This window comes from Sporichthya sp., assembly GCF_013815995.1.
Lineage (GTDB): Bacteria > Actinomycetota > Actinomycetes > Sporichthyales > Sporichthyaceae > Sporichthya.
Genome location: NZ_JACDFE010000155.1, coordinates 1 through 11192, shown reverse-complemented (window position 1 = coordinate 11192; position 11192 = coordinate 1). Strand labels below are relative to the sequence as shown.

Sequence of the window (11192 nt, the reverse complement as noted above, 5' to 3'; positions counted from 1 at the left end):
AGGCGCACGCGGGCGTGCCGGTGCGCCGGGTCTCCGCAGCTCGCGGCGGCCCGCTGCTGAAACGAACGCCTGCCAGGGGGATCCGCACATGGTGGTGAAGACGACGCAGAACCACGCCGCCGCGACGCGCGCGACGATGACGACGAGGGCTACGGAGGCTGGCGCGAAGGCCGGCGGGGCGCTGCTGACGCGCATCCAGGACGCGAACAAGCGCGCGAAGCTGAAGTCGTTCAGCGTGCGCTTCGCGGTCGGCACGAAGGAGCTGAAGGCGCCGGCGGCGTTCAAGGCCCTCGCGGCCGGCGAGCCCGTGCAGGCCACGCTCGTGACGTGGAAGACGTACCGCGGCGGCAACAAGATCGCGCCGACGACCCGCAAGGTCCGCGTGAAGGTGCGCGGCATCGATACGAAGCCCGTCTCGTCGACGGCGGAGCTCGCGAAGTGGTTCGCCGCCGCCGAGAAGGCCGCGGCCGCGCCGAAGAAGACCGCGACGTCGTCCGGGGCGTGAGCGCGCCGTGACGAAGAGCGACGCGCTCGCCGCGCTCGTCGACGAGTTCTTCGCGCCGTCGTTCGACGATCCGGCGGAGGGCGCGACGCTGTGGGCCTTCCTCGCGGGCGGCGTCGATCGGGCGCTCGTCGACCGGCATCCCGGTCAGCTTGGCCTTGAGCTCCTGGCGCTCGCGCCACGCCGCCGCCGGGTTGTGCTCGGGGTCGGCGCAGTAGAGCGCGACGCCGGTGGCGCCGTCCTGGGCACTGGGCACCGGGGCGCGCATGCAGTTCGGCATCGCGCACGACGGGCGCGTCTGGGCCGGCACGGCCTCGGCCGTGGGCCGCTGCGGCGCGCGGTTCCGGTTGACGGAAGCGGAGTTGCGGGAGGTCGTCTGCTCGGTCATGAGGTCGATCGTTCCGAAGTCGATCATCACGCGCCGGGACTTGGCCATTCCTTTGGGGCATTCGCCCGTCGGGCGGCGGGACTTCCCGGACATAGGTCAACCCAAACCCCAATGTCACCGCCGCACCTTCGCTACCGCGCCCGAAACGCCCGAATTGTAGGGAAAGCGAGGTTCGTCAAGATCCTCTGACGCTCACTCACTCGGGTCAATGACGGCCATCGCCCTGAGCTGACGGAACATCAACGTCGCAGCTCGGCCACCTCGCCCAGGCGTTCCAGTTTGTCCGGGTTGCGCACCGCGTAGATCCGGGCGATCTTTCCGTCGGCCACGACGAAGGTGATGGCGGTGTCGACCTCGCGGCCCTGGTCGATGAGCAGCGCCACCGCGCCGTTGATCAGGACCGTCGTGATCCGGGCCTGCGGAACCAGCCGGGCGAAGTTGGACAGCAACTGGGCGACCTTGCGCCCGCCCTCGACCGGGCGCTTGATGGCCTGGGCCAGTCCCCCGCCGTCCGCGACCATCACCACGTCGGGTGCGAGCACGTCCATCAGGCCGAGTAGGTCTCCGTCGGCCAGCGCTGCGAGGAAGCGGTCCACGACCTGCTGCTGCTCGTTGCGGCTGACTGCCATCCGGGGCCGTCGCGCGGCCACGTGCCCACGGGCCCGGTGCGCGATCTGACGGACCGAGGCCGGCGACTTGCCCACCGCCTCGGCGATCTCCTCATACGGGACGTCGAAGACCTCACGCAGCACGAACACTGCACGCTCGATCGGGCCGAGTGTCTCCAGCACAGTGAGCATCGCGAACGAGACGCTCTCGGCGAGTTCGACGTCCTCGGCCACGTCGGGACTGGTCAGCAGCGGCTCGGGCAGCCAGTCCCCCACGTAGTCCTCGCGCCGGCGGGACAAGGTGCGCAGCCGGTTCAGCGCCTGCCGGGTGACGATCTGCACCAGGTAAGCGCGCTCATCGCGCACCGCCGCCCGGGCGGGAGCGTCGAGGTCGGCCCAACGCAGCCAGGTCTCCTGGACCACGTCCTCGGCGTCGGCCGCCGAGCCGAGCATCTCGTAGGCGACCGTGAACAGCAGGCCGCGGTGCGCGACGAACGGGTCCTCGGGGTTCGCGGAAGTCATCGACTCGAGGCTACGGCCAGCGGCCCCAGCTCGCACGAGGCCGCCAGGCCCTCCGTCTCGATGCCGAGCGCGACATTCGAACGGGAGTAGAAGTTGGCGAGCGCGATGTAGGAGGTCAGCTCCACCAGCCCCGGCGCCCCCAGCGCGGCGAGCAGGCGCGCGGAGAGCTCGTCGGTCACGGCCGGCGGGGTGGCCGTCATCGCCTCGGCGTAGTCCAGGACATCGCGTTCCAGTGGCGTGAACACCTCCGATTCGCGCCAGCGCGGCACCTGCTGGGCCTTGTCCAGGTCCAGGCCCTCGTGGTGGGCCATGAAGTAGCCCAGATCGAGACAGAAGCTGCACCCGACCAGGGAGGACACCGCCATGTGCGCGAAACGTGTCGTCGCACTGGTCCCACTTGCGGGACTTGCGGCCCAGGCCGAAGCCGAAGTTGAGCACCTGACGGTGGTGCCAGGCGACCCCGAGAGATTCAGGCACCTTGCCGAGCATCTTGCGTGACATCGCCTTGACCAGCGCGCCGTAGAGGCCGGTCAGCTCAGCGGGTGGAATGCGCGCAGTGCTCATGTCTCCTCCGTATCCGTGGGTTCGGACATGGAGACACCGGCCGGCGCCGGTTTGTGACAGTCGGTCTTCACGACCGCGCTGGAACGCAGAACTCGTTGCCGGACGGGTCGGCGTAGAACCGCCACGGCAGCTCGCCCCACGGCGGGTGGAGTTCGCGGCCGCCGCGCTCGGCGATGCCCGCCGCGACGTCGTCGGCGTCATCTCCGGACTCAAGCCGGATGTCGAGGTGCAGCCTGTTCTTGGCCGTGCCCTTGGGGGCCGGCTCCGGGCAGAGCTCCAGGAGGGGTCCCAGCAGCGACGGGTGGCGCAGGGACCGGGGTGCGGGGCCGACGACCTCGGTCCAGCCGGTCAGCCAGGACCAGAACTCCACATCCCGGCCCGGCTGGGCCGAATCGAGCGGGAGCGCCGCTAGGGGTCCGGTGTCGGCGTAGGCCGCTCGGTCCTCCATGACGCAGCAGGGATTTCCCTCCGGGTCTGCGAGCACCACCCAGGGCGCATCGCGCTGACCGATGTCGAGGTGTCGCGCGCCCAGCCCGAGGAGCCGTTCCACTTCCTGGCTCTGGCGGGTCCCGCCCGAGAGGTCCAGGTGGAGTCTCGGCGAGGCGAACGGCGGCTCGGGGACCCGCTGGAAGCACAGGTCGAGCACCGGTCCGCCCGCTAGGGTGAGCCGCGCCTCGAAGGCATCAGGCTCGTCGGTCAGCCTCTCGCCGCCGAGCACCGCCTCCCAGAACCGGCCCAGCCGCTGCGGATCGACGGCGTCGATGACGAGGTTCTCCAGGTACATGCCCCCACCGTAATTCCCGGCGAGGCGCGCCGGATGCGCGGCGACCCGCACCGGCCGCAGGTGGGCTGACGCCTTACGCACTGGCCGGGCAACGTCACCTCCGGGGCGCCTTGGTTGACTGACCCGGCCTACCCCGAGGAGAGCCGCGTGCAGATCGACGTGATGGCCCAAGCCACCAGCTGGGACGAGGCCACGACCCTCGCCCGCACCCTGGAGAGCGCCGGATTCACCGGCATGACCTTCACCGACACCACGCAGACGCCGTGGATGTCGATCGCGACGGCCGCGCAGGCCGCGCCGAGCTTGAACTTCACCACCGGCATCGCGGTGGCGTTCCCCTCCAGCCCGATGGTGATGGCCGGCCTGGCGTGGGAGCTCGCCGGAAACACCGGCGGGCGCTACCGGCTCGGCCTCGGCAGTCAGATCAAGGCGCACATCGAGCGCCGCTACGGCGTGGACTACGACCCGCCCGGCCCGCGGATGCGCGACTACCTGCTCGCGGTCCGCGACATCCTCGCCGCGTTCCGCGGTGAGGCCAAGCTCGACCACCACAGCGCCCACTACGAGATGACCCTGCTGCCCCCGGCCTGGCTACCGCCGCAGCACGCCTACGGCGACATCAAGCTCGACGTGTCCGCGGTCGGGCCGTGGATGTGCAAGATGGCCGGCGAGATCGCCGACGGCATCCACGTGCATCCGCTGCATTCCATGCACTACATCGAGACCCGCCTGCTGCCCTCGGTGCGGGCCGGCGAGGAGAAGGCCGGGCGGACGCCGGGCACCACCGACCTGCTGATCCCGGTCTTCATCGTCCCCGGTGACACCGCCGAGGAGCGCGCCCTCCTTACCTCCAAGGCCAAGCGCCAGATCGGCTTCTACGGCTCCACCCCGAACTACGCCTTCCAGTTCGACGACCTCGGCTACGAGGGCACGACGGAAAACGCGCGCAGCCTACTCCGCAACAACGACATGGCGGGCCTGGAGGCCGCCATCACCGACGAGATGCTGGACCACTACGCCGTCGTCGGGCCGTGGGACTCGATCGCCGACACCCTGATCACCCGCTATGGCGACCTGGCCGAACGGGTCATCTCCTACCTGACCGTCGACGACCTCGCGCAGAACCCGGACAACCTCGGCCGCTGGGGCGAAATCGCCCGCGCGGTCCGCGACCACAAGTCCTGACGTCCCGTCACTTTAATCGGAGGATCCGTGTTCGACTTCGCCGCCGCCTACCCGTCCCTGACCTTCGACCGCCCCGCCGACGGCGTCCTGCGGGTCACCCTGGAAGGCCCCAACCTCAACGCGGTCGGGCCGGACGCGCACCGCGAACTCGGCGAGGTCTGGCTCGATGTGGACAAGGACGGGGACACCCGGGTCGCGATCCTGCAGGGCGCCGGCAAGGGCTTCTCCGCCGGCGGCAGCTTTGACCTGATCGAGTCGATGATCGCCGACTACGGCACCCGCATCCAGGTGATGCGCGAGGCCCGCGATCTGGTGCTGAACGTCATCAACTGCTCCAAGCCGATCGTGTCCGCGATGCACGGACCCGCCGTGGGTGCCGGACTGGTCGCGGGCATGCTCGCCGACATCTCGGTGGTGAACAAGGGGACGAAGATCATCGACGGGCACACCCGCCTGGGCGTCACCGCGGGCGATCACGCCGCGATCTGCTGGCCGCTGCTGTGCGGGATGGCCAAGGCCAAGTACTACCTGCTCACCTGCAAGCCGCTCACCGGCGAAGAGGCCGAGCGGATCGGCCTGGTCTCGCTCTGCGTCGAGGACGACGAGAACGTCCAGGACAAGGCCCTGGAGATCGCCGGCGAGCTCGCGGCGATGGCCCAGCCGGCCCTGCGCTTCACCAAGCACTCGCTGAACCATTGGTACCGCCAGGCCGCCCCGATCTTCGATGCCTCCCTCGGCCTGGAGTTCATGAACTTCACCGGCCCGGACGTGCTGGAGGGCGTGGCCTCCCACAAGGAGAAGCGCGCGCCGCAGTTCCCGAGCGTCAGCGACACCCGACGGATCTGACACGTTCCAGCTCAACCCCGGAACGGGACCCCCGGCGTCGGCGTCGGCGTGGGCGTGGGCGCGAACAGACCACCCACCCCGGCCGGCTCGGGCGTGGGCGTCGGCTCACCGGGCGCCGGAGTTGCCTTGACCGGCGCGGGGGTGGAGGTCGGCGTCGCCTTCGGAGGCGCCACCGAAGGTCGTGGCGTCGGAGTCGGCGTCGCCTCGACCTCTGTCGCCGTCCCGTTGTCGGTCATCTTCGTCGTCCGCACGGTGGTCTCGCTGATGATGACCTCGACCGGCACCGGGCGGACCAGGATCCACACCGTCAGCACGGCGAAGAACGAGACCATCAGGGCGGCGGTGGAGGTGCGGATCCGGCCACCGATCAGGGTCCGGGGAAGCCTCACAGGCCGACGCCCGCCTGCGCGATGGTGGTGTCGGTCGGCAACGAGATGCCGTTCTCGCGGAACGCCGTCATCACCCGAGCCCGCAGCTGCCGGCTTACCTCGAACTGCTTGCCGGGCAGGGTGCGAGCGACCATCCGCATCTTCACGAAGCTGACGCTGATCGACTCCACGCCCATCACGGTGGGCTCATCCAGCAGGAGCGGACGCAGCCTCTGGTCGGCGTAGGCGGCCGCGCCGACCTCGCGCAGGATGCGGGTGGCTTCGGAGAGATCGGCGTTCGGCCACAGCGGGACGTCGATGATCGCGCGGGCCCAGTCGCGGGAGAGGTTGGTGACCTGCACCATCTGCCCGTTCGGAATGATCACGACCTCGCCGTTGACCGTGCGCATCCTCGTGATCCGCAGCGAGATCTCCTCGATGGTGCCGGTGACCCCGGTCTCCGAGCCCAGCGAGGAGACCCGCACCAGATCGCCGAAGCCGTACTGACGCTCGGTGATGATGAAGAACCCCGCGAGCAGGTCCTGCACCACGCGTTGCGCGCCGAAGCCGAGGGCGACCCCGAGCACGGCCGCTGGAGCCACCAGGCCGGCGGAGGAGAAGCCGAGCAGGCCGATGATCCGCACCACCGCGATGCAGATGATCATGACGTTGGCCAGCCAGATCAGCACCTGCGCGACCGAGTGCCGGTGCTTGCCCTGCTCGGAGAGCACGACCTCATCGTCGCCGGCCGAGGAGTCGATGCGCCGGGTCAGGAACCGCCCACCGGCGGCAACGCCGCGGCAGATCAGGACTGCGCCGATGACGACCAGCACGATCTCCAGCAGGTCGCCGCGCGCCCACATGGTGAGGTCGTCCGTCGGCGCGACGGCAACGAGAAGAGGTTCGGTCATCCGAGAAGGGCAGGCGTCGGGCCGTGGGCGCCGTCGGCGAAGCCGTCGAGCAGTTCACCGGCGGCATCGGTCGAACTGTGCCGCGGGTGCCAGTCCAGTTCGACGCGGGCCCGAGTGGAGTCCAGCTCGGCGCCTTCGACGAGCATGTCCAGCCAGCCCGGCGAGGTCGGGATCATCCGCGCCTGGTAGGCGACGCCGACCGCGAATCGAGCGACCGAGCGCGGCACCGCGATCGGCCGGCCGCCCATGAGCGAACCCAGCTCGGCCGGGCCGAGCACGTCGGCGGCGAGGTTGAACGCCCCCGACGGCTTGCGGTCCAGAATGCGCACGATGGCGTCGGCGACGTCGTCGGCGTGGACGAGCTGCATCCGTAGCCCGGCGGGCAACGGCAGCAACGGCAGCCGGCCCTTCAGCTTCCCGAGCGCCCGGCCCGCCAGTTGGTGGCCGAGAAACAGCCCGGCGATCTCGGCGGCGGCGTTGCGCTGCACCACCAGGGTCGGGCGGACCCAGGTAAAGATCGTCGCCGGAGTGGCCCGCTGGTACTCCCCGAGCAGCGCCTCAGCCTCGACCTTCTGCCGGCTGTAAGCCGAGGTAGCCACGCCGGTGGCCGGCCAGCTCTCATCGACCGGGCCGGCGCCGGTGGGCGCGTAGACGGCAAGGGAGGAGGCGTGCACAACGTGCGGCACACCGACCGCAGCAGCGGAGCGCAGCACCCTGGCGGTGCCGCCGACGTTGATCCGGTGCAGCATCTCTTCCTGGCGCGTGGGCTGGATCGCCCAGGCCAGGTGCACAACGGCGTCGCAGCCGTCGAAGGCCGCCTTGACTGCGGGGTCGGCATCAGGCGAGCCGAGGTCGACGGCGTGCCAGTCGATCCCCCCGGTCTGCGCGGCCGGCGGACGCCGGCACAGTCCGACGATCTCGATGGACGAGTCGGACGCGCGCAAGGCGCGGATCAGCGCGGTACCGAGGTTGCCGGACGCGCCGGTGATCGCGATCCGCATCAGCGACCGACTGCCTTCTCGAGCTCCGCCTTGTTCATCGTCGACCGACCGTCGATGTTCTTCTCCTTGGCCTCGGTGTAGAGCTGCGCCTTGGTCCGGCGTTCGCGCTTCGGGCTGGATCCTGCGGGCATGGCGCACCTCCCTGGTCGAAACCTGTTGAACGCCTTCTGCCCGGGAACCTCACGGCTCGAACGTGCCCAACCTCTCCCCGCCGTGGCGGACCTGGCGCGTGTCCCAGTTCACCTCGCCGCCGGGCCGAACAGGAACGTGACCGGACCTGCGTTCACCACCAGCCTCAGCACCGGAGGAAAAGCAGGACGGTTTCTTCCCGGGCGTGTCGCCGCTGCCGATCTGCCCACTCCCGAACGCGTTAGCCGTTTTCCTCGCCTCAGGTGGGTAGGCGTGCAGAGACCGTGGCCGCAACCGACCGCCATCGTCGCGAGGAGTCCTATGACGACCGTGTCCGCCGCTAAATCGCCCTGGCTCGTTGACCGCCGACGTGCTCGTGATCGGCGCCGGGATCACCGGAGCCACCACCGCCCTGCTGTTGGCCCGCGCCGGGCTGGACGTCATCATCTGCGAGGCCGCCACCGTCGCGTCCGGGGCGTCCGGGCTCAACACCGCCAAGGTCTCCGCCCTGCAGGCCACCATCTACTCGGATCTGACCAAACGTCACGGCGCCGAGACCGCGGCCGCCTACGCTCGCGCCTCGATGGCCGGGGTGGAGACCGTCGCGGAGCTGGCGGGGCTCTTCGCCCCCGACGCCGGTCTACGTCGGCGCCCGGCCGCGACCGTGGCCGGCTCTCCCGAGCAGGTCGAGCAGGTGAACGCCGAACTGGTCGCCACCGAAGCCGCCGGGCTCCCGGTCCGGGTCTGCGATGAGGTCGACGCCCCGATCCCCTGCTACGGGGCAGTCTGCCTGGACGATCAGTTGAGCCTGCACCCGGTCCGCTACGTGCGGGGCCTCATCGAAGCGGCCCAGGCCGCCGGGGCCCGGCTCTACGAGCACAGCCGCGCGCTGTCGGTGAACACCGGCAGCCCGCACCGGGTGCAGACCGCGGACGCGGAGATCTCCGCCCGGCACGTCGTGGTCGCCGGGCACTACCCGATGTTCGACCGCGGCCTGTACTTCGCCCGGTTGGAACCACGCCGCTCCTACTGCGTCGCGGCTCCCCTGTCCGGAGCGGATCTGCAGACGATGGCCATCACAGCCGACGAGCCGACGCGGTCCTTCGCCGTCGTCGACGGGATGGCGATCCTCGGCGGGGAGGGCCACGCCGCCGGCGACCGGGACATCCGGCCGGACCGCTTCGAGCGCCTCGCCCGCGACCTGCGTGCCTGGTGCCGGGTGTCGGACGTCCCGTTCCGGTGGTCGGCGCAGGACCCGGTGAGCGTGGACCGGCTGCCGATGATCGGGCCGTACCTGCCGGGCGCGCATGGGCTCTGGGTGGCGACCGGCTACGGCAAGTGGGGGCTGAGCACCGGGACGGTCGCGGCCGGGATCCTCACCGACCTCGTCATGGGCCGGCAGAGCCCGTGGGCCGAGACGTTCCGCCCGACCCGGCTGAATCTGCGGTCAGTGCCGAAGCTGGCCAAGCTCGGCGCCAAGACCGCGATCGACCTGATCGGCGACCGGCTGCGCCCAGGTGAGGCAGCGTCAGTCGAAGCAGTCGCACCGGGGACTGCTGCCGTCGTCCGGGAGGGGCGCAAGCAGACGGGCGTCTACCGGGACGCCGACGGCGTCGCGCACGCCGTTTCGCTGCGCTGCACCCACCTCGGCTGCCTGCTGCGCTTCAACGCCGCCGAGACCAGCTGGGACTGCCCGTGCCACGGGTCCCGCTTCGACGTGGACGGCGAGGTCCTCGAAGGCCCCGCCGTCCATCCGCTCGCCCCCGGGAAGCTGTAACGCTCCCCGGGGGCTGAGTCGGCTCGGCTCAGGGTTCGGCACGACCTTGAAGCAGGCGTCGGTCTGGTCCTGGAACATCGTGTAGGCGGCCGGCGCGGCCTCCAGCCGCAGCCGCAGCTCGAATGCGCGGATCGGTTGACCTGAATCACACTTACCCTGAGTTTCGCCCCGGCCCGAACAAGGAAAATGCCCGGTCATGAACGCCACCCCCACTGCGACCGCCACCCGCCCCGCGGTCACCGCCGAGAGCACCGACACCGAGCTGTTCCTCGCCCTGCGTGCCGCAGGCGATGCCGAGCGCGAGCGCATCCAGGAATTGATCGTGCTCCGCTATCAGCGCCTGGTCAGCTGGCTCGCCAGCCGCTACGCCGGCCGTGCCGTCGACACCGACGAACTGGTGGCCGTCGGCAACGTCGGCCTCGCGCTGGCCATCTCCCGCTTCGACGCCGAGCACGGCGCGGACTTCCCCGCCTACGCCAAGCCGACCATCCAGGGCGAGATCCGTCGCTACTTCCGCGACAAGCGCCGCTGGATCCGGCTCCCGCGCCAGCTGCAGGAGACCAAGGCCGTCCTGCGCGAGGCCACCGACGACCTCGCCCACAAGCTCGGGCGCGCCCCCACGGTCAACGAGCTCGCCGAGAAGCTCGCCGTCAGCCCGGACCTGGTCCTGGAAGCGATGACGGCCGAGGACCACTTCACCGTCGCCTCGCTGGACTCCCCGGTCGGCGGCGCCGACGACGAGGGCGGCCAGACCATCGCCGACACCGTCGCCTTCTCCGACACCCGCTTCGACCTCTTCGAGGACATGGAGGCGCTGCGCCCGCTGCTGGCCGCTCTTCCCGACCGCGACCAGCGGATCCTGCACCTGCGCTTCTTCGAGGAGAAGACGCAGTCCGAGATCGGCGAGGAACTGGGCGTCTGCCAGATGCACGTCTCGCGCCTGCTGGCCCGCACCCTGGCCAAGCTGCGTACCGGCATGCTTGCCGACGCTTGATACTCCGTCGTTCCGATCCGGCGAAGCCGGGCATCGCACGAATCAGCACGACAAGGCATTCCGCTACCGCAACGCCGACGGTTCGTCGGCGTCTCCGGACGACGTAGCGCGCGCCAAGGCGCTGGTGATCCCGCCCGCGTCGGCGGACGTCTGGATCTGTGCTGGCCGGCGGTGGCGCGGCGGTCCTACATCGGCATCCGGGTGATCGAGCACGACGACGAGGGACGAACCGTCAAGCGCGCCCTGTCCGACCTCGGTCGCGACGCCGAGCCCGGCGAGCTCGCCACCGCCGGCCCGGTGGAGAAGGCCGTCTCGAAGCTGTTGCGGTCAGCCTGAATCCGGCCCGCCGTGTGATGTCGCAGACGCCCCCCTCCGGCGTTCCAGCGCCCCCCAGGGGTAGATCCATGCCGTGATGCTCCTGCGCCTGCCGGGTGTATACGCCCCGGCCGAAGACACCCGCCTCTTGCTGGATGCCGTCCTGGCCGAACCGCTGCCCCCGCACGCCCGCGTCTGCGATCTGGGCACAGGCAGCGGCTTCCTCGCCCTGGGGCTGGCCGCCGCCGGCGCGCCCGACGTCACGGCCGTCGACATCGGTCGACGCGCGGTGCTGGGC

The 11192-nt window shown here is 70.5% G+C and carries 14 protein-coding genes and 2 pseudogenes; 9 read left to right on the top strand and 7 right to left on the bottom strand.

Annotated features, from left to right (window positions below; translation table 11 throughout):
* Together H0X00_RS16450 and H0X00_RS16445 are read left to right on the top strand one after the other, a co-directional pair.
* On the top strand, positions 1 to 505 hold a 505-nt coding region (locus H0X00_RS16450), incomplete at its 5' end, for a hypothetical protein (protein WP_293772916.1).
* Positions 506 to 512: 7 nt separating this feature from the next.
* Positions 513 to 1079, top strand: coding sequence for a hypothetical protein (locus H0X00_RS16445; RefSeq protein WP_293772914.1), 567 nt, complete (start codon positions 513 to 515; stop codon positions 1077 to 1079).
* A 50-nt stretch (positions 1080 to 1129) separates the two neighbouring features.
* On the opposite strand, the gene H0X00_RS16440 is transcribed toward H0X00_RS16445, so the two are convergent.
* The 3 genes and pseudogenes from H0X00_RS16440 to H0X00_RS16430 form a co-directional block, all read right to left on the bottom strand.
* On the bottom strand, positions 1130 to 2020 hold the full coding sequence (locus tag H0X00_RS16440) for an RNA polymerase sigma-70 factor (protein ID WP_293772911.1): 891 nt from the start codon (positions 2018 to 2020) through the stop codon (positions 1130 to 1132).
* A pseudogene (locus tag H0X00_RS23915) lies at positions 2017 to 2584 on the bottom strand (carboxymuconolactone decarboxylase family protein). Before H0X00_RS23915 ends, H0X00_RS16440 begins: the two are co-directional and overlap by 4 nt.
* A gap of 67 nt (positions 2585 to 2651) precedes the next feature.
* The gene (locus tag H0X00_RS16430) at positions 2652 to 3368 is read right to left on the bottom strand and encodes a VOC family protein (RefSeq protein ID WP_293772905.1); all 717 of its coding nucleotides are present in this window, start codon (positions 3366 to 3368) and stop codon (positions 2652 to 2654) included.
* 147 nt (positions 3369 to 3515) lie between these two features.
* Between H0X00_RS16430 and H0X00_RS16425 the strand changes: the two genes are divergently transcribed.
* Positions 3516 to 4553 (top strand): TIGR03617 family F420-dependent LLM class oxidoreductase, encoded by a 1038-nt coding sequence (locus H0X00_RS16425; RefSeq protein ID WP_293772903.1) that lies wholly within the window; start codon positions 3516 to 3518, stop codon positions 4551 to 4553.
* A gap of 27 nt (positions 4554 to 4580) precedes the next feature.
* Positions 4581 to 5399 (top strand): enoyl-CoA hydratase/isomerase family protein, encoded by an 819-nt coding sequence (locus H0X00_RS16420; RefSeq protein ID WP_293772901.1) that lies wholly within the window; start codon positions 4581 to 4583, stop codon positions 5397 to 5399.
* 11 nt (positions 5400 to 5410) lie between these two features.
* Here the strand turns inward: H0X00_RS16420 and H0X00_RS16415 are convergent, their stop codons facing one another.
* From H0X00_RS16415 to H0X00_RS16400, 4 genes and pseudogenes are all read right to left on the bottom strand, one after another.
* A complete protein-coding gene (locus H0X00_RS16415; RefSeq protein WP_293772898.1) occupies positions 5411 to 5788 on the bottom strand; it encodes a hypothetical protein in 378 nt (125 codons plus the stop codon).
* Positions 5785 to 6678 carry a mechanosensitive ion channel family protein gene (locus H0X00_RS16410; RefSeq protein ID WP_293772895.1) on the bottom strand — a complete coding sequence of 298 codons (894 nt, stop codon included), beginning with the start codon at positions 6676 to 6678 and terminating at the stop codon, positions 5785 to 5787. Before H0X00_RS16410 ends, H0X00_RS16415 begins: the two co-directional genes overlap by 4 nt.
* The gene (locus H0X00_RS16405; RefSeq protein ID WP_293772892.1) at positions 6675 to 7679 is read right to left on the bottom strand and encodes an NAD-dependent epimerase/dehydratase family protein; all 1005 of its coding nucleotides are present in this window, start codon (positions 7677 to 7679) and stop codon (positions 6675 to 6677) included. The genes H0X00_RS16410 and H0X00_RS16405 overlap by 4 nt, the downstream gene beginning before the upstream one ends.
* A pseudogene (locus H0X00_RS16400) lies at positions 7679 to 7774 on the bottom strand (plasmid stabilization protein); the annotation flags it as partial. The pseudogene H0X00_RS16400 and the gene H0X00_RS16405, both read right to left, overlap by 1 nt.
* Positions 7775 to 8166: 392 nt before the next feature.
* On the opposite strand from H0X00_RS16400, the gene H0X00_RS16395 reads away from it, so the two are divergent.
* From H0X00_RS16395 to H0X00_RS16380, 5 genes are all read left to right on the top strand, one after another.
* Positions 8167 to 9585: an FAD-dependent oxidoreductase gene (locus tag H0X00_RS16395; protein ID WP_293772888.1), complete on the top strand. Its 1419-nt coding sequence runs from the start codon at positions 8167 to 8169 to the stop codon at positions 9583 to 9585.
* A gap of 196 nt (positions 9586 to 9781) precedes the next feature.
* The gene (locus tag H0X00_RS16390) at positions 9782 to 10579 is read left to right on the top strand and encodes a SigB/SigF/SigG family RNA polymerase sigma factor (RefSeq protein WP_293772887.1); all 798 of its coding nucleotides are present in this window, start codon (positions 9782 to 9784) and stop codon (positions 10577 to 10579) included.
* A complete protein-coding gene (locus H0X00_RS23910; protein WP_367186667.1) occupies positions 10566 to 10784 on the top strand; it encodes a hypothetical protein in 219 nt (72 codons plus the stop codon). The genes H0X00_RS16390 and H0X00_RS23910 overlap by 14 nt, the downstream gene beginning before the upstream one ends.
* Positions 10751 to 10915 carry a hypothetical protein gene (locus H0X00_RS16385; RefSeq protein ID WP_293772885.1) on the top strand — a complete coding sequence of 55 codons (165 nt, stop codon included), beginning with the start codon at positions 10751 to 10753 and terminating at the stop codon, positions 10913 to 10915. Before H0X00_RS23910 ends, H0X00_RS16385 begins: the two co-directional genes overlap by 34 nt.
* A 76-nt stretch (positions 10916 to 10991) precedes the next feature.
* Positions 10992 to 11192: 50S ribosomal protein L11 methyltransferase (locus H0X00_RS16380; RefSeq protein WP_293772883.1), on the top strand; the 201-nt coding region annotated here is incomplete at its 3' end.